The organism is Streptomyces sp. NBC_00207 (genome assembly GCF_045160965.1).
Classification (GTDB): Bacteria; Actinomycetota; Actinomycetes; order Streptomycetales; family Streptomycetaceae; genus Streptomyces.
In genome coordinates, this window is sequence record NZ_CP130715.1 from 325388 (window position 1) to 346291 (window position 20904).

A 20904-nucleotide genomic window follows, 5' to 3' on the forward strand; every position below is an offset into this window, starting at 1 on the left:
CCTTCAGGCACACGCAGATCCTGAACACAACAACTTGTCAGGGAAGTCGATCGCATCCCCGCAGCGGGGGCAGGCTTCGGGGAAGACGATCGGGATCTCGGCGCCGGTGCGCTGGTCGGCCAGCGGTGCTTCGACCCGGGGGATCACGTCGCCGGCCCGGTACACGAACACCTGGTCGCCGATCATGAGCCCGCGACGGGTGATGTCGGACGGGTTGTGGAGCGTGGCGTAGGTGACCGTGACCCCGTCGATGACCACGGGCTCCAGGACAGCGCGCGGGGCGATGATCCCGGTCCGGCCGACGTTCCACTCCACCGCCAGCAGGCGCGTCACCTTGTGTTCGGCCGCCAGTTTCCGGGCCACTGCCCACCTGGGGGCGCGCGAGCCGTTGCCGGCCTGCCGCTGGTCCTCGGCCGTGTCGGCCTTGACGACGACACCGTCGATCCCGAACGGTAGGTCCCCGCGCAGGCCGGCGATCACGTCGATACGTTCCTGCACCTGCTCCACGGTCTCGCATCGCGTCGGGGCGGCGGCCGTACTGGCGGCCGTGTTCGCGCCGAGCGCGGCCAGGTTCTCCAGCAGAGCGACGTGGCCGAGGTCGTCCAGGCCGATCGCGCTGTAGGCGAAGAAGGTCAACTCGATCCGGTAGGGGCGGTCCTTGGCTCGCAGGGTGCCGGCCGCTCCGCTGCGCGGGTGTGCGAAGGGCGTGGCCTCGTGGGCGAGCCGGATCCGGTTGGCCTCCTCGAACTGGGCGGTTGTAAGCAGCACCTCGCCGCGCAACTCGACGTCGATCGGCTTGGTGAGGACCTGCGGCAGACCGAGGACGGCGTCGGCGGCGTGGGTGATGTCCTCGCCGGCCAAGCCGTCGCCGCGGGTGAGGACCTGGACGAGGCGGCCACCCCGGTACCGGGCGGCCACCGCGAGGCCGTCGAGCTTCGGCTCCACACACCACCCGGCCACAGGGTGCCCGAGACGCCGTTCCAGCCCTGCGGCCCATTCGGCGAGCTCGTCAGCGTCGAAGACGTTGTCGAGCGAGAGCATCGGCACCGAGTGCGGCACGTCACCCTGCACCGCCCCGCCTGCCACCTTCCCGGTCGGCGACTCGGCAAGCACCTCGTCCGGGTTGGCCTCCTCATACGCCGCGATGGCGCGCAGTAGCCCGTCGTACTCGTCGTCACCGAGCGGGGTGGTCCCGTCGCTGTAGTACGCGGCCGACGCCGCCACGGCGGTGGCCACGGCCTCCACGTAGGCGGCAGGAGAGAGCAGGGCACTGTTTTCGGTCATGAAGGTCATCATCCTGCCCCGCACTGACAACGCCACCGCCCGACTCCGCCTTGCCTCGCACGCCAACGAGCCGGCCTGCTGCACAGGGCGGTAAGACGGCAACGGTCTGCTGATCAGCACCGTCACAGTGTGCTGGCGACGCCGAACGACACTGATCACGGCAACATTCGCAACCTCATGACCCATGGCCTGGCAGGGGTGAGCTTCGCCGGGCAACCCTTGGCCCCCAAGAGCTGAACACCGAAATCCCGGCGAGCACCGAAGGACACGACTCCCGTGCGGGGTGGGAACACTCCTCCAGGTGCCTCTATTCACGGGTCGTGGGAACTGGCCGACAAAGACACACAGCGCGAGCTCGACCACACCGTCTTCTGCTTTGCCGCGCTACACCCGATTCAGCCTGGCACGGCGGCGCTGCCGCGCGGTGCGTCTCATCGGTGAGACGGCAGCTGGCCAGCGGGGTCCGTCGCCGTGCCTCATCGGCGGGCGCGGCGGGTGCAGGAGCCACGTCAGCGCGGCCACGTGCGGGTACTACGCCGGGCGGAAGGACCCCAAGGCGCGCACGACCGCACGAGCCGCAGCAGCGTTGGCGGCCGCGAAGACCCGGTCCTGTTCCAAGGGGCGGCCCGCACGTAAACGCTCGGGAAGGCGAGGGCGGTCCTGGACCCGCTCGCCCTGCTGGAGGCGCCCATCAGCTGGACGAGTCCACGCGGGCGCGCAAGTGAGCTGCGCGCGGATCGGCCTCCTCCTGCCATCGTGGCCTGGCGCTTACGATCGCACGGTGGCGATCGAACTTCCTGCCGAACTTATCCGGCTCCAGCGCGAGGCCAACCTGGCGCGCCAGGAAGCGTCCACTCGCGAGTACAGCGCGGAAGGCTGGAAGCCCTGGCTGGACGCTGTCGACGCGGTGCACATCGCGGTGACCAAGTACGCCAAGGAGGCGGGCTTGTCGCGGCACGAGGTGGAGAAAGCGGTGAAGACGGCGGCGAACGCAGCGGAGGCCCCACCCGAGGATTCCTCGGGTGGAGTTGGGACCGAGTAGCGCCCGCAGCCCACGAGGCAGTCGGTCCGATCAGACCCGCTTGCCGGAGCACCTCCGCTCGCGCGGAGGGGTGCTTCCCCCTGTTTCTGCGCCACCGGTCAGAGTGGCACTCACAGCAGGCTGCGCGCACCTGCCCAGTGGGGGCGGCACGGTCCGTCCGGGAGATTCCGTCTCCAGGGCCCCGCGGTGCCAGGCTCCGGCGTGGGCCGGCTTCGTGCTGCGACTCCAGGAGGTGTGCACGACATTCCATCCAGACGGTTTCCCGCCACGGCCCCCGAAAACTCAGCTCGGAGGTGCCGGCAGCAGCCCGTCGGCGGGAACTCTACGATCGGGGGCCGGCTGACAGACCTGAATGCGAGAAGGGGCCCGGCAAATGCCGGACCCCTTCCCTTCTGGTAGCGGGGACAGGATTTGAACCTGCGACCTCTGGGTTATGAGCCCAGCGAGCTACCGAGCTGCTCCACCCCGCGTCGGTACGGCAAGCCTACGGCACCCACGCGGCGCCGCCCGCCATTTTCCTGCCCGCCGCCTGCAAGGACCGGACGCCGGGCCACTGTCGGTGGCGGGTACGACCCTTCGGTGTGCGGGCGGCAGAAGGCCGCTGCCCCGCCAAGAACGTCAACGCGGGCGACACAGTTGCCCTCGCCGTCGTACGTCCATGACTGCTCGCTGCCGTCAGCCTCGACTCGGCGGGCGAGTTTGCCCTCGACCGTCCACTCCAGGCGCGTGACGGCACCCAGTGGGTCGGTGATCGACACGGCTCGGCCGAAGGCGTCACGCTCGTAGCGCGTTGTCGCCCCCAACGGATCGGTGATGGCCAGGGGCAGACCGGCCTTGTCGGAAACGACCCTCGTCCAGGGGCTTCGCCAGCCTTCTGGATGCCGTCTGGGTGCGTGCCGTGCCTCGGCTGCGTTCCGTGGTTGAGAGGGCTGGAACGGTTGGCAGGTGCGGCGCATCCCGCGTGAGAGCTACCAGCGTTGTCCATCGGCGGGTAATTCGTGGACGCCTCCGGATTCCTAGCGTGGTTGTCAGGTCGCCGCCGGTGCGACCACCGCCACAGGGGAGGCCATCATGAGCACGACATCCACTGCGAAGCACGAAGCGGACCCCGGTCCGGACATCGAGCCGATTGGTCGGGGCGGCCGTTTCGGCAGGATCCTGCGCTCCCCGCTCGGCTGGATGGTGACCGGGCTGGTCGGGGTCGGGCTGGTCGCGAATGTGACCGCGACGGGGCCCGGTCCGGTGCCGGTGCTGGGTGCGGCCGCCGCGGTGGCCGTGTACGCGCTGGTGATGCGCCGGCTCGCGGGGCGTGTCACGCCGGAGATCGCCCGGCCCGGCGCGCTGCGCGAGGCGTTGCTCGGCGGTGGGATCGGTCTGGGCTTCATCCTCGGTCCCTGCTGCTGATCTCGTTGGCCGAGCGCCGACGCCCGCTGGTGCCACCTCTGGTTCGAGCACCCCGTTGCCGTCGCGCGGCTCCACGCCTCCTGGCTCGCCTGGCAGGAGCTCACCAACCCGGCCACCTGCGGCTACACCGGCCCCTCGGTCTGGCACCTCGACCACCTCGACCCGCGCCTGCTCCAGCTGCGGGGCTCCTGCGGCCCGTTCGCGGGCTGCACGAAGGGGGAGCACCAGATCGGCCACCGCATGCCCGGCGCCGTGCCCAGCGCCTGGCGCCAGATCGAGGACTGATCCCCGCCGGACAGGACGCTCGTTGTCGGGCGACACGAGAGTGTCAGTGGTCGGCGACATGGGCCGTGTCAGTGATTCTCTCCGGCTGACCTGCCGGGTGACGGTGCTGCTGAGGGGCTCGTTGTCAGGGTAACCGCCTCGATGTGCTACCTGGGAAGGTTGGTGTCACGGCAACTGCCGACGCAGTGCGAGCGTGTTCGTATCTTCATGGGACGGGCAGGATCACGGACACAATGCTGTCGAGATGTACGCAGGGGGAATCATGACCATATCGGTACAGATAAGCGAATTATATGCCATAGCCGAGTACTTGAAGCGACAGCCCAGCAGGCAGCCAGGGGTCCTTGAGGTTCTCCTGGACGAGCTCAAGGCCGTCAGGCAGGACATGGACGAGCACGGCTTCGAAAACTACCTGGACCCGGACAATGCGTCCGGATGGGACTTCCCCAGCCAGGTTGAAGTCGACTTTGTACGAGAACTGGTAGACGTGTTGGCAGCAACATTCGACTCTGCCGACGCAGACGATGAGGTCGACCTGGCCATATCTCAACTGACTTCCCGGCTCAGCAGAGAGGTGTGGGAAGCCGACGGTTCGCCCATCAGCGTTGACGTACACCTCGTACGTGATGCCTTGTCCCTGCTGGACCTTGCAGTCCGATCAGGATCTCCCGAGGCACCGCGCGGGTTGGCCCTTCTGTCCCCACTGGCTCCTGCCGAGAGTGACGGTCAGGAAGCCGATATCCCGACCCACTGCACCGTGCCAGCCGATGTGGTCAAGGACATCGTTTCCATCCTCAGAACATGCAGCAACGAGTTCACCATTTCCATGGTGGGCCAGCAGGCAACCGAGACAGTCGACCGACTGGACCTTGTCCATCAGCTGGCAACAGACACCCGGCCCCGGCGCATCATTTTCGACGGTGCCATCCTTGCGGCCGCTGCGACCGCTGCAGTCACGCCTCTGGCACGCGCCCTGCTGCTCTGGGTACGACAGCGTAAGTCTGATGTGAAGCTGGAGATCACTCGGTACGACGGGTCAACTGCCAGCGTCGAGGCTACGCACCTTGCCGAACCGGAGAAGATGCTCGCCCGGCTGGCGCAGATTCTCGACGAAATGCCGCCAGGGCCAGCCCAGCTCCCGGCTGCGGACCTGCAGCTCGATCCACCACCGGAAGGCCAAGAAGCTAGCGACGCCGAGGGCGACGAATAGCAGGACCTGGGGTCGGAGCTCAATAGCTCGCCCCGCGGCGGAGACTGCGGAGAAGATGATCAAGAGGCTCGCGCCGCATCTGGAGAAGGTCCCCGGCCCCAAGGACCGGCTGGACGCTGCGCGGGAACGCCGAAACCACCTGGCGCACACTTTCTGCTTCGACCGAGCCCCCGACCTCTGCGCCCCCGCCCCCGCGATCCGGCTGATCACCGAGCTGGCCGCCGACGAGGAGATCTTCCTGAATCTCTTCGCCGAGGTGCAGGCCATCAGCCGGGCCGTCATAGGAAAGCGGGTATCGCCACCGCTACAGCCGACGCCTTGCACTTCTCGTTGATCAAAGAGGCCAAGAAGGCCCAGTAGCCCAGCCGGACCGCTCATCCGACGAGGAGTAGTTCCCGGCGGCCGGGCTGGGGTGACAGGGATGATGCTGACACCCCGACCTGGGCCACGCCGCGGTCAAGCGGCCGCCTTCTGCCGGGAGACGGCCTGGACGCGCTCGCCGAGCTGACGCACCACCCGCGTACCGGGCTGTGCCTTGACGTGGGCGCGCAGCGTGGCGAAATGTTCGTCACCGCGCGCGGTGGACAGGGTGGCGTAGTCGTCGAGGAAGGTGTCCCAGGTGGCGCAGGCGGCTTCGACGTGGCCGAGCTGCCATTGCCGGGTGGCCAGGACACCGTTGGCGTGGACGCGGCCCTGCCGTTCGTTCGCGGGCCGGGCCCGGTTCGAGCGTTGCATGGCCTGGATGGATCCGGGGAGGTCGCCGAGCTCGGCGAGGACGTGGGAGACGTGGAACTCGTACGCGGCCCGGTCGTAGCCGCCGACCGCGTCGTTGCGGCCGTCCGCGCGCGAGAGCGCATCCTCGGTCTCCCGTAGCCGGGCGAAGGCCAGCCTGCGGTCCTTGACCATGGCCGCCCCGTGGGCCTGCTGGCCGCGCAGAAACGCGACCAGCCGGGGGCCGGCCGCGGGGGCTGCCTCGGCCGCCGAGTCGGCGAGCTCCAAGGCCTTCGGCCCGTATCCGAGGTTGGAGGCCTGCAACGCCATCCCGCGCAGGGTCCGGCAGTACGTGAGGTGGTCCTGGGCGTCGCCCGCGAGGCCGAGGGCCTGGACGAAGTACCGCTGGCCGAGGCCGTGGGCCCGCTCGAACATGGCCATCCACCCGGTGAGGTAGACGAGGTCGGCGGCCGCGGCGAGCATCCGCTCCCGCACCTGCGGCGTGGCGTCGGCAGTGATCCATGGCATCACGGTGTTGGCGAGGAACGCGGCGGCCATCGGCCGGGCATGGCCGCCGCCGAGCTCGTCGAGGATGCCGGCGATGTGGTCCGTCATCCGCTGGACCGTCTCGACCTCGCCCGTACCGACCCGGACGGTGCGCCCGGCCTTCACGTCCTGGTCGGCCGACTCCAGCCGGTCGCCGAGGTCGGAGTACACCGGCACCATCAAGGCCGCCGAGTACAGGCCGGCGCTCAGCACGCGCCGCCGTGATGGGTCCATGTCGCCCCTAACGAGGTCGGACAGGTCACCGACCGTGTCCGCGGTGATGCCGAGGAACCCGGCCTCCGCGCACGTTATCGGGCGGCCGATACGACGCGAGATCGCTTCGGCGATGACCTGCGGAACGCCCTCGCGGGGCATCGTCCCCCTGAGCCAGTACGTCACGGTGCTCGCCGAGTAGGACAGGTCCATCCCCGCTTCGGCGCCGGCCCGGTTCACCGCCCGCGCGAGCTGCCCGTTTCCCCAGTCGGCTTCGGCCATCAGGCCGGCGAGCGATCTGTTCGGTGCGCGTCCCATCATCCAGCTCCCTGGCATTCAACGCGTTCAACGAGGCACCCAGTCTGCCGTGTTCTCCCCCGGGGTGTACCCCCGTTGAATGAGTACCAGCCACCCGGCGCCGCGACCGCGAATCCCCTGGGCTTTCCCCTGGGAGAGACGGTGCCGGTTGGCCCCACCGTGGCGGCCGGTCCCCCCTTGTTCATCCCCCCTTCGGGGACCGGCCCCCGACGACCCCAGGAGGTGAGCGGCGATGGCACGGATCGGATCCTTCGGCCACGAAGAGCACGACTGGCTCGGCAAAACGGTCCGCGACATCGCCAGCGGCACCGAAGGCAAGCTCACCGCCGTGGTCAACGAGGAGAAGCACGACCACCTCGGCCGGGCCACCCGCGTCCGGCTCGCCTACATCAAGAAGACGGACGGGCGCGAGCTTCCCACAGCCGTGACGAACATCGAGCTCGCCGCTGACCCGTCACCACTCGACTGAGAGGGGCACCACCTCATGAGCACCATGACCGCCGTACGGGCCGAGCTGGGCAAGTTCCTGGCCCTGGCCGGGTACCGCTTCAACCGCGGGGAATCCGCACCGCAGATGTTCTCCGCAGCAATCGACGCCGAGTGGCACGAGCTCGTCGACAGCCCCGAGTACGCCGCGTTCAGCATCGAGCACGCCGGTGCCGTCGCCGCACATGTCGAGGGCCGCGGCGAGGGCTACGTGACGTGGGTGTCCGCCTACGAGGAGGCCTACGGACCGCTGCCCGAGCTGTGGTTCACCGACGCCGATGGCCAGGTCGACAAGACCGCGCTCGCCGCGTACCGGGAGACGGGCAAGGTGTGGGCGTCGTGGAACTGCGGCCCGGACTTCACCGCCGGCAGCGGCTCCGACACCGAGTGACCAGTCACACGCCCATGGAGCCCCTGCCGCTGCCGGCGGGGCCTCTGCGCGTCATCAGGCAGCGCACCACCACCGCCCCGGCCCCCGCATACGTGCAGGCGACCACCGCCCACTGCCCCTACCTCTCCCCCTCGATCCGGCACGGCCTGACCCGCTGGACCGTGTACGGGATGCGGCCGCTCGCCGAGCCCGCCGCCGTCGAGGCGGACGTCTTCGCCGCCGCGCTCGCAGCCGCCGAGAAGGTCCGGGTCCTGTCGAAGGGCCCGCGTGGACACCTCGTGTGCGAGAACGTGGTCATCGCCGGGGCGGCCCGGGCCCATCTCGACTGGCCGCACTGGGCGCTCAAGAACCTCGTCGCACCGATCGGCCTCATGGTCGGGAAGTTCTGGGAGGGGGAGACGGACACGGACCGGTACGGCGACGAGCTCCCCGTCCCGCCGCTGACGTTCCTCTCCGTACGCCCGGCTGTACGACCGCGCGACCCGCAGTTCCTCGACACCACCCCCACCCTCGCCGACGCGATCCGCGAGGCCGACGACGATGGCCGCGAGCTCCTCGCGGGCCTCTCCCACGACTGGACGGAGATCCGAGCATGGGCCAGCACCCTCCCGTTCCCGCAGCAGCCCGCGCGGCCGCCGAAGCCGCCTGCCGCGGCCCCGTCGAGCTGAGCGAGATCACCAACCGGCGCGGGTCCGCAGTATGGAGAGCAACCGGCGCCGGCACCACCGCAGCCGCGATCAAAATCGGGTACGGCGACGGCCTTGCTGTCACCGCCCGCGAGGGCGAGGTCCTCCGCCTCCTGGACCGGCCCGACCTCCTCGGCGCCGGCGTGACGAGCAACGCCTCGTGGATCGTCACCAGCTGGCTCGAAGGCCCCTCCACGTACAAGGTGTTCGCGCCCTACCGCAACGGCGAGGACGGCCAAGAGCAAGCCCTCACGGCTGCCGTCGGTCTGTGCCGGGCCGTCGCCGAACTCCACACCGCAGGATGGGTCCACTCCGACCTCCAGCCCGCCCACGCCGTCCACACCGACCAGGGCGTCCGCCTCCTCGACCTCGCCTGGGCCTGGCGCCCCGGCTTCGAGCCCAGCGACGCCTTCCGCGGCGGCATCGTCCACCTCCTCGCCCCCGAACTCGCCGCCTCCATCGGCGTCGGCATCATCCCCGTCACCCCCAGCCCCGCCGCCGAGGTGTACGCCCTTGCCGGAACGCTGTGGACCTGCCTGACCGGCCGCTGGCCCCTCGACTACCAGGCCGCCGGGATCGACCCTCAGCAGCTCACCCCCGTACAGCTCCGAGCCCGCATCGCCAACCGCGCCGCGCCCCTCGACCCGATCCGACCGTGGCCGGAACTCCAGAAACCTCTGCGTGACGTGCTCCTCGCCCCACGCAGCAGCCGCCCCACCGCCGCCGAGCTCGGCGACCTCCTTGCTGCCATCTGACGAGCACGGTCTCCGGCCCATGCCTGAGCTGCTTCGACCCGGCCGCGGGCCGCAGGTGTACCGCAGGGCTCCTTGGCCGGGAGTTACGGGCTTCGCCCGGGGCGGCGTTTGGGGGAGGCGGGCGGCTGGCCGCCCTGTGCGGACGGCGTGGCCGGGCCGGACTTGGGTGCGGGTCGCCCACGGAGGGTGGTGGACTTGGACCGTGCTGCCGCCCCGGAAGGCCGACGCGCGGCCGTCCCCACGCGCATGTCAGCCTCGGCACTGCGGTGCTCCAGCACAGGAGCCTGCGCCCCACGCGCGGGTTCCTCGGCCCAGCCGTCCCGATCGAGCTCGATCAGCCCGGTGAGTCGGCCTTCGGCGTACAGCCGATGCGCGTTCGCCCGCCGGCGCCTGCCTCATGTCTGCACGGCATACAGCGTGTTGGACCCGTCAGAGAGGTACGCGACTCCGTCGGCGACCACCGGCGAGGACGCCGGGCTGTTGCCCAGAGGGTGGACCCAGTGCTGTAGCCCGGTATCCGCCTGCAACGCGCAGAGCTGATAGCTGAAGGCGACGTAGACGATGCCGTTGGCTACCACAGGCGAGAGGACCTCGTTCGAACCGATTTCGGAGGACCAGCGTTCGCGTCCCGTGGCCGCATCAACCGCATACAGCTTGGGCATCACATCCCTATCTGTGATTTTCGCGACCCTTTCGCTTGTGAGGTAGACGGTGCCATTGGCCACCGCTGGTGACGAGCGCAAGCGGGCCTTGGTGTGGAATGACCAGCGCTCCCGCCCGGTATCCGCGTCCACCGCGTGGAGCTTGCCGTTGTCACTGCCGACGTAAACGACGCCGTCGACCACCGCAGGCGACGAGCGCACCTTCCTGCCCGTGGTGAAGGACCAGCGCTTCTCGCCGCTCCTCGCGTCCACCGCGTACAGCCGACCGTCGTCACTGCCGAAGTACACGAGCCCCTCGACCACCGTCGGCGACGAGCGCACCATTCCGCCGGTGCTGAACGCCCAGTGGGGCTCCCCGGTTTCCGCGCTCACGGCATGAAGCCCGCGTTCGTCGCTGCCGACATAGACGACTCCGCCAGCCACCGCAGGCGACGAGCGCACCGTTCCACCGGTGGTGAAGGACCAGCGCTTCTCGCCGCTCCTCGCGTCCACCGCGTACAGCCCACCGTCGTCACTGCCGAAGTACACGAGCCCCTCGACCACCGTCGGCGACGACCACGCCCTGCCGGCGGAGGTATAGGCCCAGCGCTGCTCCCCACTCGTCACATCCACGGCGTACAGGGCGCCGTTGCTGCAGTAGACCAGGCCGTCGGACGCGGCTGACCCCCGGTACCTCTCCCTAGGGGTGGCCCAAAAGCCCGTGGGGGTGCAGGCGTAGGACCACTTCCTCGAACCGCGTAGGCGCCGGCCGGGCCCCCCAGGCACGGTGGCCCGTGTGTCCGGCACGGGCGAGGGGGGATCGTTGCGCTGGACGAGCTGGGCGATCTGGTCAGGCAACCAGCTTGGCTCTGTGAGCAGAAGTGTGGGGCGGAGGGGCTGCCCCTTTCCGTCCTTGCCGCGAGAGCCCGTCAGCCGATCGAGCAGTGTGGCCACGGTCGGACGCTGATCGGGCTCCTTGGCCAGGCAGGCGGCGACGACATCACGAAGGTCACCAGGGAGGGCATCAAGGCTGGGCTCTTCCTGGACGGTACGGATGCACAGCGCGGTCGAGCTGCCAGAACCGAACGCGCTGACGCCAGTGGCCGTGTAGGCCAAGACCGCTCCCAGGGCAAAGACATCGCTGGCCGGGGTCACCGGCCGGTCGAGGAGCTGTTCCGGAGACATGTAGCCGGGGGTTCCGATCAGCACGCCTGCCCGGGTCAACGTACTGGCCTCCATGGCGACCGAGATACCGAAGTCGATGATCCTCGGTCCGTCCGCGGCGAGAAGCACGTTGGACGGCTTGAGATCACGGTGGATGACCCCGGCCGCGTGGATGACCTCGAGTGCCTCAACCATGCCAGCGGCCAGGGCGAGCACCGAGTGAAGTGGCCATGGACCGTGAGCGGCGAGTGCCTCGCCGAGGGAGGGACCCGGCACATAGACGGTCGCCATCCAAGCTGGCGAGCCGTCCGGGTCGGCGTCGATCACACCGGCGGTGAAGGCCCCATTGACCCGTTGAGCCGCCATCACCTCTCGCTTGAAACGTCGCCGGAACTCGCCATCCCCAGCCAGCTCCGGACGCACTACTTTCACGGCAACCGGGCGTCCGGCGGGCGAGCGCCCGAGGTACACCCGGCCCATTCCTCCGGAGCCCAGCCGCGCCACGATCTTGTAGCGCCCCACCTGCTGCGGGTCCTCCGGGCCCAATGGGTCCAACGCTCCCACCCCACACCCCCTTCAGGCTCCCCCTTGGGAGCCGCTGTCCGACCCGCCACCACTTCCACACAAGGCGCAGTCCGTTGCCTGATATATCCCTGACGGTGCGCGCATCAAGCGATGAAATTGTTGGCAGCAGCCGCACGGTGCCTCCCCCTCCGAGTGCTGTCTCACACCTGCCCTCGACCCGCCCCGCTGGGTGCCTACGGGCGGGAGCCTTTGAACGCCCCGCCACCGCATCCCGAGGTGGGTAGCACCCGGGCTTCGCCCTCACCCTCCCGCCTATGCGAGGCCAAATGCCCCAGCGGCCCCGCTCGACCACAAGCCCATACCGACTCAAAAGACCTCAATAAAGAGCTAAACACCCTCTAAAGGCCTGCTGGACGCGTCCGCCAACTCTCACCCCAGCCCCTTCGGCTCCACCCAGTGGTTATGATCAACTCTCGAAGTTCACCACCACAAACATGAACAAAAGGGAGTTAAATGTTCACTCCAAAGCGTTTCGGAGCAATTAGCTGCGGCCTTGCTGCCGCGATCAGCTTCACACTTGTTCCCGCAACCTCAGCCTCGGCCGCCGGCGGCTTCCCAGTCCGCAACGCCTACAGCGGCAAATGCCTTGAAGTTGCGGACTGGAGCACCTCCAACGGTGCCGTAGTTCGACAGTGGGAATGCACTGGCGGCGCCAACCAGCAGTGGACCGGAAATGGCACGATCCTCAAAAACGTAAACAGCGGCAAGTGCCTTGAGATAGCAGACTGGAGCACAGCCTACGGCGCCGCGGCCAGGCAGTGGGACTGTACCGGCGGCGCCAACCAGCAGTGGACATTCTGGCAGTCAGCAGATTCTATTCACGTCTCCATTCAGAATAAGCACAGCCGCCTCTGGCTAGAAATCCCCGGAATGAGCAGAGCTAACGGGACTCAGGCAGCCCAGTGGGGCGAAAATACCGGCTACAACCAAGTATGGATGTATAATTAATTCACTAAACATCTGCTCCACCCGACTTGATTGAGCAGATGTCGGCCTTCTGCCATCTACCGCGCGAAGGTGGCAGGAGGGTTTCCCTTAGCCCTCACCTCTTGCAGGTCCAAGCCTCCGACCCATTGGGCTGTACCTACAAACCTGCCTGATCTGGACTACGCGCGCTCCTATCCAACCAACGGGCCCTCGGGCCCGGGTCAGGATGACGTCAACGGTCGCGCTTGCTCCGTCGAGTTCTACTTCGGCATCGACTGCCTCATCGGCCCCGACGGAGCCCCTGTCCCCATCCAATGGACATCACTGAACAAATCGGTGAACAGGTGGCAGGGAGAACTGCAGAACAAGCGCTACGTCGAAGAGAGGATCGATGCGCTCCTTGACGCTGCGGAAGCTGGACAGGTGCCGCTGGACGAGCGCTGGGATCCCCTCCGAGAGATCGCGCAAATCCTCATCGACGCCGCCCAGGGCCAGTAGTCACTTCCGGCACCGCCAGCGGTCAACGGTCAGCTCCAAACCATGGCCACAACCTGCCCGACCAGAAACTGTGGCGCATCGACCGCACCGCCGACTACGGCGCCTTCAACGACGCCGCCCGCGGCCGGATCGACCTGGAGCGCTGGATTCCGCAGCTGGTCGGCGGCGCGCCGGTACATGTCCCGCAGGACCGGGCGGGAGCCGACTGGTTCGCCGGCGGCCGCGCGCGTGCGAACCCCGACACGGAGTCCGCTGACCGCGTACGTGAATGGAGATCCTCACCCCGGACGTCTCACGGTCGGGGCAGTGGCAGGCCGGGCATCTGCGGGTGCCGCAGGTGCTGCCCGCCGTCGCAGACGTGCAGGGTGAACGTCTCCGGCCCGGGCTGGCCCGCCGAGTCGTAGGCGTCCAGGACACGCTCGACGCGCTCCCACAGCTTCACCAGTCCGCCCTCGCGCACCTGCCAACCTTCGCCGTGAGGGGTGAGGGCCGCAGCAGAGCCGGTGACAACGTCGACCAGGTGCACCTCCTTACCCACGGTCGTCATCTGCGCGTCCGGCACCGCACTTTGGGCGAGAAACCGCAGGTGGAAAGCCTCCTGCGTGGCGTTGCTGATCCGCTCCGGACTGTGCAGGGTGGCCCGGGCCGTGTCCGGCAGGCCCCTGACCCAGTGGGCGGGGTTGCCGAACGTCGGCGCCGCGTGGGTGCGCGCCGACATGAACGAAACCGTCCCGGGCAGCAGCCGGCCCTCGGCGGTGCCGTCGGCGCCGGCCGTGAGGAGGACGCGGGCGTATCCGTAGAGCCAGCCCGAGAGGGTCAGGAGGATCTTCCCGCCCGGCCGGGTCTGCGCGAGCAGGGCAGGGGGTACCACGCGGAACGAGCAGGCTGCCACGACCCGGTCGAAGGGGGCGTGGGGCCAGTACCCGTAGAGTCCGTCCGCCACCGCGAGGGTTGGGGTGTAGCCCAGGCCGTACAGGGCGTCGGCTGCCTGACTGAGCCGGTGCGGGTCGACCTCGATGCTGGTGACGTCGGCGGATCCGAGGCGTTCGCAGGCGAGCGCGGTGGAGTAGCCGGTTCCGGTGCCGATCTCCAGGAGCGTGTGGCCTTCCTCCACGTCGGCGTCCGCCCACATCCGTACGACGAGCGAGGGGAGCGTGGAGGAGGACGTCGGGGCCCCGCCGTGCCGTACGGCTGGGCGTTTCCAGTCGGGTTCGTCGCTGTCGAACTGCGTGATCAGCGTCGTGTCGGTGTACGCGCCGGCCAGCCAGCGGCCGTAGTCGAGTTCGGCGGTGACCGGCTCCCAGACGGTCAGGCCCTGCTCGTCGCGTTCGTCGGCGGGCAGGTAGAAGCCGGGCACGAACCGGTGACGCGGCACCGTCTCCACCGCGTGGCGCCAGGCCGGGTCGGCCAGCGCTCCGTCCTCGGCGAGGGCCTTCGCCATCGTCTCGCGCAGTTGCGTGGCATCGGTCTCAAGGTCGGCGGGCATCGTCATCGGGTGCCGCCTCCTTCCTGGTCAGGATGTCGGCGAACGCCTCGGTGATGGCCGGCGCATCCGGGAGCCAGCCCCACTGTCCGTTCGGATTGCACTCGATGGCCGTCCAGTGCTCGGCGGCGCTCCCGTCGCCGGTCAGGGCGAAGTCGAAGCAGCCGAAGACCAGCTCGAACGATGCCAGGTACTGGTGGGCCGCGGCGGCGATGGGCGCCGGCACGTCGACGGGGGCGTGGACCAGTTCGTTCCAGTCGCCGCGGCGCCAGTCCAGCGCCCGGTCCGGCGCCTCGATGCGGCTGGCGAAGATGCGCGTGCCGACAACGGTCATCCGTATGTCGCCGGTCTTGGGCACCTCGGCCTGGAACAGGTGGGGCATCACCGTCAGGGAGCTGTCGAAGGTGCCCGCGTCGACGCACTGGGCCCAGATCGCTCCCGCTTGTCCGTCCTCGCCCTGGGGGAGTCCGCGGAACGGCTTGTAGATGATCGGTCCGTGCTCGGCGGCAAACTTGCCCGCCTGCTCCGGGTCGTTGGTGACCAGCGTCGCGGGGATCGTCAGCCCGAGCTCGGTGAACCGCTGCAGCTGGGCGGGCTTGAACTCGGCCCGGGCGACGGCGAGCGGGTGGTTGACGTACAGGGCGTCGTTCAGGCTGTGCAGGATGCCGCCGAGCCCGTGGCGGGCCTCGGCGATGCAGAAGTCCCGCTGCTGGGCGGGCAGCTGTCCGTACCGGGCGGCGTACGGGGTGGGGCGGCGGTAGTACACCGCCGCCACCTCCCCTAACTCCACCTCCCGGCTGCCGGTAGCCAGCCGTCCTCCCCACGCGGGCGCCCTCGTATCGATGCGGGCGGCGAAGGTCAGGGCGGTCCCGATGTCGGCGGGGTCGACGCGTACGACGGGCACCTCACGCTCGTTGAGCTCGGAGATCACCATGTCCGCGGTGACGTCCTCCAGCGCGGTGACGACCAGGATGGTGGAGGTCATCGGTCAGTCCGAGCTGTAGTCGGGGTTGGAGTCGTCCGTGCTCTGCGGCTGCGGGCTCGATCCGTCACTGCCGCCCGACTGGGACGCGGTCGGGGTGGTCTGGTTGGTGCCGTGCTGGCCCATCTCCACCGGCCGGCCGGCAGCGTCGGTGTAGCGGGCCTTCTGCGTCGGCTCGTCCAGCGTCACCGCGGCGTAGGACGGCGGGCCGATCGGCAGCCGGTCGGTGACCAGCCGCATCGCCCACGGAGCCTGGGGTGCAAGCGTTGCCATGCGCATTCCCTTCCCCTGTACTTCGAGCGGCAGCCGGCCGGCTGCCGCCTTAAGAAGAATCCGCCCACCATGCAGGCCCGCACCAGTACCGTAGGGGTCGCGAACCGTGGCGGAAATGCCACGCTCCGTACATACAGGCGGGGAGGGTGAGGCAGCGATGTCCAGCAGGTCCGGCAACCCGCAACTGATGCTGTGGATCGCGGCGACGGGCCTGTCCCACGGGGAGCTCGCCCGGCGGATCGCCGCAGCGGCGAAAGACAGAGGTCACCGCCAGATCGCCCCGGACGCGACCCGTATCCGGCGTTGGATCGACGGCGAACGGCCACGACCACCGGTCCCCGCCTTGCTCGCGGAAGTCCTCTCCGAGGCAGTAGGCCAGATCCTCACACCCGGTGACCTCGGCCTGACCTCCGCCGGACCCGTGCTGGATAGCATCCAGCTCCCGCTGCTGACCGAGGCAGCCGCCCAGACCCTGGCCGGATGGACGCAGATGGACCTGTTCATGAACCGCCGCGACACCCTCAGACTCGCCATCGGCGCGCCGCTGATCCTCGCCGCCGAACGGATGCTCGGCGGCACTGCCCACGCCCTGAGCAGCGACCGCAAGGGCTTCGACACCGACACCGTCACCGCCCTCGAAGAGGTCACCGCCTTCTTCACCAAGGCCGACGCCTCCAAGGGCGGCGGCCTGTACCGCTCGGCGATCGTCGCCCAGCTCGCCGAAGTCGCCCGCCGCGTCCAGGACGGGGTGCCCCGGAGTCTGCGGACCCGGGTGTTCGCCGCAACTGCCGACCTGGCGGCGCTCGCCGGGTGGGTGAGCCACGACAGCGGCCGGTACCCGACCGCGCAGCGGTACTGGAGCTACGGGATCTACGCGGCCGGTGAGGCGGGACAGCCGGACCGCGGGGTGGAGATCGTCACCCGCATGTCGCACCAGATGATCTACCTCGGCCGTCCGGATGACGCCCTGGGTCTTCTCCGGGTGGCCGCGACGAAGGCGAAGCTGCCCGTGACCCGGGCACTCGTCGCCTCGCAGACCGGGCGGGTGCACGCGGCCCTCGGCGACGAGCGCCAGGCGGACAGGCACCTCGGTGACGCCGACGAGTTCCTGGAAGCCGGTCTCGGCGACGACGTCCCCGCGTGGGTGGGCTACTTCGACGCCGCCGAGCACGCCGGCGCCCGCGCGGTCTCCGCCCGCGACCTCGCCGGACTCGGCCGTGGCCGCCAGCCCGCCAGCATCCACTTCGAGGACGCCCTCGCGCTGCGCAGGCCCGGCTTCGACCGGGTCCGCGTCATGGACCGCATCGGGCTCGCCGCCGCACTCTTCGACGAGGGCGAGGCCGAAGCCGGGGCGGCGGCCGCCCAGCAGGCGCTCGATGACGCGGCCCGCGTCGACTCCACCCTCGTGGCCTCCCGGCTCAACACGCTGCTGCACGCGGCCAGCCCGTACGAGACCACCGCCGTGGACGACGTCCGCAACCGTGCCCGGGACCTCGCCGGCGCGCGGCCGACGACTGTCGCGGCCTGAGAACATCGAGCCCATGGCCAAGCACCGCCGCCCCGGACCACCCAACCAGCCCTCCCGTGCCGTCCCCCGTGTCGCTGCCCGCGACCCGCTCGCCGCGTACAACAAGCGGCGCCTCCCACCGATGGACATCTACCGGCGCCACCGGGCCGTGCACGGCGGCGCCGGCCACCTCCGCCCAGAGGAGCCTCGCGTCCTTGAGGAGTGGGACGGCTTCGCGTACCAGGTGATCGGCACCGCTCCCCACCTCACGGCGGCCCAGGAGTGGGTGAACGAACTCCAGACCGACCATGGTCCGGCCGCCTGACGACCGTGCTCGATCTCACCGACAACCACCTGTGCCTCTGCGGCCCGCGGCGACCGACCTCTACGAGCAGATCCGATCTCCATGTGCTGCGGCGGCGTGCAGTGTGAGTCAGATCCGCCTTCCTCGTGAAAGGGGATGTGTACCGCGGCGGTCGGCACTACCGTCACAGACGGTCCTCTATGCGGGGCTGTGCGCATGAGTGGTCTTCAGGGGGTGGGTGGGATGTTGGCGGAGGCGATGACGGCGTTGGCCGCAGCGGCGGGTGCCGGTGTGGTGCAGGCCGCGACTACGGACGCGTGGACCGGGCTCCGGGTGCGGGTCGCACGATGGTTCGGGCGAGGCGACGAACGGCGGGAACAGGTGCAGCTGGAGCGGCTTGACCGCACCGCCGCCGAACTGACCGCGAGCGGCGGGGCCGAGCGGGAACGCGAACTCCAGGAAAGGGAGTGGCGGACCCGCTTCGAGGATCTGCTGGAAGGCCTGGACGATACGGAGAGGGAAGAGGCAGCCGACGAGCTGCGTGCGCTGCTCAGGGAGAGCGCGGTCGGCGGGGTCTCGGCCGGGGCCGGCGGTGCGGCCGCCGGCGGGGACATCAACGTGCAGGCCCGGGACGGGGCGATCGCCGCGGCCGTGCTGAACGGAGGGGCGCGCATCGACCACCGCCCTCCGACGCCGGATCCGTCCCAGGGCTGAACGGACCGGCACTTCCAAGCCCCCCACAGTGCACTCCGTCGGGCGGCGGCGTACACGTTCACGCCGATCGCGGCAGCCTGGCGGTAGGCCGCGCCGACCACGTCACCTATCACGCCGCCCCCCGCGGCGCCGTCTCCTGGCCGCACCAGGTCGGGGTGATCCCCCGGCGGGCCGGCGCGTTCCAGGACCGCGCCGAGGCACGGCGGCTGCGGCACGCTAAGGCGGGCGCAGACATGAACGCGCAGGTTCTGGCCGGTATGGGCGGGGTAGGCAAGACCCAGCTGGCCGCCGATCACGCCCGCCGTGCGTGGGAGAACGGGGAAGTTGACCTCCTCGTCTGGGTCACGGCGGCGACTCGCCAGGCCATCATCGACGCTTACGCCCAGGCCGCCGCCGACATCCTGCACGCGGACCCGACCGATCCAGAGCGGGCCGCGCAGGCATTCCTAGCTTGGCTAGAGCCCAAGCCCACGCCGCAAGCGTGTCGCTGGCTGATCGTCCTGGACGACGTCGCTGACCCCGGGGACCTCCGCGGCTTGTGGCCACCCGCCCACGCACTCGGCCGGACCCTACTGACCACCCGCCGCCGCGACGCCGCCCTGACCACTCACGCCCAGCCGGTCCTGGTAGGCCTGTTCACTCCAGACGAGGCCACCACATACCTTCAGCAAGCTCTGGCCGCCCATGGGCGACGTGACAACAATTCGACTCTCGGGGCGCTCGCTGCTGACCTCGGACACCTTCCACTCGCCTTGTCCCAGGCCGCCGCATACCTCATCGACACGCACCTGGACGCTGCCAGCTACCGCGTCCATCTGGCCGACCGCGCACGGCAGCTAGCCGACTTGCTTCCGGAGCCTGGGACCCTGCCCGACGACCAGCCAACTAGCGCGGCCGCCGCCTGGTCCCTGTCATTGGACCGAGCGGACCAGCTGCGCCCCGTCGGCCTGGCCCGCCCCATGCTTCAGCTCACCGCGATGCTCGATCCCAACGGCATCCCCCAGGCGGCTCTGACCAGCGAACCGACCCTCAGCCACCTGGCAGCCAACCGGACCACCCAGCACGACCGCGGATCTACACCGACGCCCCGCGCAATCACCGCAGAGTCGGCGATCGGCGCCCTGCGGATCCTGCACCGTCTGAGCCTGATCGACCACACCCCCGACGAACCTCACCAAGCAGTACGGATCCATCAGCTCATCCAACGAGCCACCCGTGACGCTCTCGACCTCGATCACCAGAGCCGCCTCGCGCGCACCGCGGCCGACGCACTGACCGCAGCCTGGCCTGAGGTCGAACGCGACACCGAACTCGCCCGCGCCCTACGCGCCAACACCACTGCCCTGATTGCGTGCTCCGAAGACGGCCTGTACCGCCCCGATGTCCACGTGGTGCTGTACCGCCTTGGCCTAAGCTTCGCAGAAGCTGGCCAGGTAACATCCGCCCGTCAACACTTCCAGCAACTCACCACCACCACTACCCACCACTTGGGTCCGGACCACATCAATACCCTGACAGCCAGGTCCAACCTCGCCCACTGGCGGGGTGAGGCTGGAGACCCCACCGGGGCCGCAGCCGAGTTTGCCGCCGTGCTGAAGGACCGCCTACGCGTACTGGGCCCAGAGCACCCCGACACCCTCACGACCCGAAGCAACCTCGCTATCTGGCAGGCGAGGACGGGGGATCTCGCCGGGGCCGTAGCAGCGTGCACCGCCATGCTGGAAACGTCACTGCAGGTGCTGGGCCCGGACCACCCCCACAACCTCAGCACCCGAAACAACCTCACAAACTGGCGAGGGGAGGCTGGGGATCCTGCCGGGGCTGCAGTCGAGTTCGTCGCCCTGCTGGAGGACCGCCTGCAGGTGCTGGGCCCAAACCACCCCGACACCCTCCTCACACGAGCGAACCTCGCCTCCTGGCTGGGGGAAGCGGGGGATCCAGCCGGGGCCGCAGCCGCGTACACCGCCGCGCTGAAGGACTTCGTGCGGGTGCTCGGCCCGGACCATCCCCGCACCCTTACCACCCGAATCAACTTCGCGAACTGGCGAGGGGAGGCTGGGGATCCCGCCGGAGCCGCGGCCGAGTGTGCCGCCGTGCTGGAGGACCGCCTGCGCGTACTTGGCCCGGACCACCCAGATATCTTCATGAGCCGAGTCGGCCTCGTCTACTGGCTGTGGAAGGCGGGGAATCCCGCCGGGACCGCAGCCGCGTGCGCCGCCGCGCTGGACGACCGCCTGCGGGTGCTGGGCCCAGAGGCCCCGCATGCCAACACCGCCCGAAACACCCTCGCTATCCGGCAGGGACAGACTCGGGACCTCGCCTGGGCCGGACCCGAGTTCGCCACCGCGGTGAGGGACTTCCTGTCCCTCGTGCTAGCCCAGGCCACCCCGACGCCCTCACCACCCGAAACAACCTTGCCCATGGCGAGAGCCAGGGATGAGGCTCGAAATACGGCTGGCGATCACCCGCAGAGCGGGAGATGACGCCACGTCCTC

20 protein-coding genes, 1 tRNA gene and 3 pseudogenes are annotated in these 20904 nt (G+C 69.4%); 16 read left to right on the forward strand and 8 right to left on the reverse strand.

The window, feature by feature from the left end; genetic code table 11:
• Positions 1–45: 45 nt before the first annotated feature.
• Positions 46–1293 (reverse strand): annotated as a pseudogene (gene ligA / locus OG472_RS01640) (NAD-dependent DNA ligase LigA); the annotation flags it as partial.
• A gap of 69 nt (positions 1294–1362) precedes the next feature.
• On the opposite strand from ligA, the gene OG472_RS01645 reads away from it, so the two are divergent.
• Positions 1363–1521, forward strand: a complete 159-nt coding sequence (locus OG472_RS01645) for a HopJ type III effector protein (protein ID WP_405943128.1) — start codon at positions 1363–1365, stop codon at positions 1519–1521.
• Between the two features lie 544 nt (positions 1522–2065).
• A complete protein-coding gene (locus OG472_RS01650) occupies positions 2066–2326 on the forward strand; it encodes a hypothetical protein (protein WP_405940726.1) in 261 nt (86 codons plus the stop codon).
• Positions 2327–2719: 393 nt separating this feature from the next.
• Here the strand turns inward: OG472_RS01650 and OG472_RS01655 are convergent.
• Both OG472_RS01655 and OG472_RS01660 read right to left on the reverse strand, forming a co-directional pair.
• Positions 2720–2796 (reverse strand) — tRNA-Met (locus OG472_RS01655).
• 111 nt (positions 2797–2907) lie between these two features.
• Positions 2908–3180: pseudogene (locus OG472_RS01660) on the reverse strand (RHS repeat domain-containing protein); the annotation flags it as partial.
• A gap of 217 nt (positions 3181–3397) precedes the next feature.
• On the opposite strand from OG472_RS01660, the gene OG472_RS01665 reads away from it, so the two are divergent.
• The 4 genes and pseudogenes from OG472_RS01665 (at position 3398) to OG472_RS01680 (ending at position 5559) form a co-directional block, all read left to right on the forward strand.
• A complete protein-coding gene (locus OG472_RS01665) occupies positions 3398–3730 on the forward strand; it encodes a hypothetical protein (RefSeq protein WP_405940727.1) in 333 nt (110 codons plus the stop codon).
• Positions 3731–3757: 27 nt separating this feature from the next.
• A pseudogene (locus OG472_RS01670) lies at positions 3758–4015 on the forward strand (DUF4913 domain-containing protein); the annotation flags it as partial.
• A 262-nt stretch (positions 4016–4277) separates the two neighbouring features.
• A complete protein-coding gene (locus OG472_RS01675) occupies positions 4278–5225 on the forward strand; it encodes an effector-associated constant component EACC1 (RefSeq protein ID WP_405827163.1) in 948 nt (315 codons plus the stop codon).
• Positions 5226–5280: 55 nt separating this feature from the next.
• A complete protein-coding gene (locus OG472_RS01680) occupies positions 5281–5559 on the forward strand; it encodes a hypothetical protein (protein WP_405827165.1) in 279 nt (92 codons plus the stop codon).
• Positions 5560–5681: 122 nt separating this feature from the next.
• On the opposite strand, the gene OG472_RS01685 is transcribed toward OG472_RS01680, so the two are convergent.
• Entirely contained in the window at positions 5682–7016 is a 1335-nt protein-coding gene (locus OG472_RS01685) for a hypothetical protein (protein ID WP_405827167.1), read from the reverse strand.
• 229 nt (positions 7017–7245) lie between these two features.
• Between OG472_RS01685 and OG472_RS01690 the strand changes: the two genes are divergently transcribed.
• From OG472_RS01690 to OG472_RS01705, 4 genes are read left to right on the forward strand one after another with little or no spacing between them, the layout of a single operon-like run.
• Positions 7246–7482 (forward strand): hypothetical protein, encoded by a 237-nt coding sequence (locus OG472_RS01690; protein WP_405827169.1) that lies wholly within the window; start codon positions 7246–7248, stop codon positions 7480–7482.
• Between the two features lie 15 nt (positions 7483–7497).
• On the forward strand, positions 7498–7890 hold the full coding sequence (locus OG472_RS01695; protein ID WP_405827170.1) for a hypothetical protein: 393 nt from the start codon (positions 7498–7500) through the stop codon (positions 7888–7890).
• A gap of 14 nt (positions 7891–7904) precedes the next feature.
• Complete coding sequence (locus OG472_RS01700; RefSeq protein WP_405827171.1) at positions 7905–8558, forward strand: DUF6875 domain-containing protein; 654 nt, start codon at positions 7905–7907, stop codon at positions 8556–8558.
• Positions 8483–9331, forward strand: coding sequence for a hypothetical protein (locus OG472_RS01705; protein WP_405827173.1), 849 nt, complete (start codon positions 8483–8485; stop codon positions 9329–9331). Before OG472_RS01700 ends, OG472_RS01705 begins: the two co-directional genes overlap by 76 nt.
• A 395-nt stretch (positions 9332–9726) precedes the next feature.
• Here the strand turns inward: OG472_RS01705 and OG472_RS01710 are convergent, their stop codons facing one another.
• Positions 9727–11658, reverse strand: a complete 1932-nt coding sequence (locus OG472_RS01710; protein WP_405827175.1) for a PQQ-binding-like beta-propeller repeat protein — start codon at positions 11656–11658, stop codon at positions 9727–9729.
• 516 nt (positions 11659–12174) lie between these two features.
• Between OG472_RS01710 and OG472_RS01715 the strand changes: the two genes are divergently transcribed.
• Complete coding sequence (locus OG472_RS01715; RefSeq protein WP_405827177.1) at positions 12175–12669, forward strand: RICIN domain-containing protein; 495 nt, start codon at positions 12175–12177, stop codon at positions 12667–12669.
• 315 nt (positions 12670–12984) lie between these two features.
• A complete protein-coding gene (locus OG472_RS01720; RefSeq protein WP_405827179.1) occupies positions 12985–13146 on the forward strand; it encodes a hypothetical protein in 162 nt (53 codons plus the stop codon).
• Between the two features lie 292 nt (positions 13147–13438).
• On the opposite strand, the gene tgmC is transcribed toward OG472_RS01720, so the two are convergent.
• The 3 genes from tgmC to OG472_RS01735 are packed head-to-tail and all read right to left on the reverse strand — an operon-like array spanning position 13439 to position 15884.
• On the reverse strand, positions 13439–14638 hold the full coding sequence (gene tgmC / locus OG472_RS01725) for an ATP-grasp peptide maturase system methyltransferase (protein WP_405940728.1): 1200 nt from the start codon (positions 14636–14638) through the stop codon (positions 13439–13441).
• The gene (gene tgmB, locus OG472_RS01730; protein ID WP_405827181.1) at positions 14616–15614 is read right to left on the reverse strand and encodes an ATP-grasp ribosomal peptide maturase; all 999 of its coding nucleotides are present in this window, start codon (positions 15612–15614) and stop codon (positions 14616–14618) included. Before tgmB ends, tgmC begins: the two co-directional genes overlap by 23 nt.
• A gap of 3 nt (positions 15615–15617) precedes the next feature.
• Positions 15618–15884: a putative ATP-grasp-modified RiPP gene (locus OG472_RS01735; protein WP_405827183.1), complete on the reverse strand. Its 267-nt coding sequence runs from the start codon at positions 15882–15884 to the stop codon at positions 15618–15620.
• Positions 15885–16041: 157 nt separating this feature from the next.
• On the opposite strand from OG472_RS01735, the gene OG472_RS01740 reads away from it, so the two are divergent.
• The 4 genes from OG472_RS01740 (at position 16042) to OG472_RS01755 (ending at position 20892) form a co-directional block, all read left to right on the forward strand.
• Positions 16042–17412: a Tat pathway signal protein gene (locus tag OG472_RS01740; protein ID WP_405827185.1), complete on the forward strand. Its 1371-nt coding sequence runs from the start codon at positions 16042–16044 to the stop codon at positions 17410–17412.
• A gap of 13 nt (positions 17413–17425) precedes the next feature.
• Complete coding sequence (locus tag OG472_RS01745; protein WP_405827186.1) at positions 17426–17716, forward strand: DUF6087 family protein; 291 nt, start codon at positions 17426–17428, stop codon at positions 17714–17716.
• 195 nt (positions 17717–17911) lie between these two features.
• Entirely contained in the window at positions 17912–18409 is a 498-nt protein-coding gene (locus OG472_RS01750; protein ID WP_405827188.1) for a hypothetical protein, read from the forward strand.
• Between the two features lie 233 nt (positions 18410–18642).
• Positions 18643–20892: a tetratricopeptide repeat protein gene (locus OG472_RS01755; protein WP_405827190.1), complete on the forward strand. Its 2250-nt coding sequence runs from the start codon at positions 18643–18645 to the stop codon at positions 20890–20892.
• Positions 20893–20904: the final 12 nt, after the last annotated feature.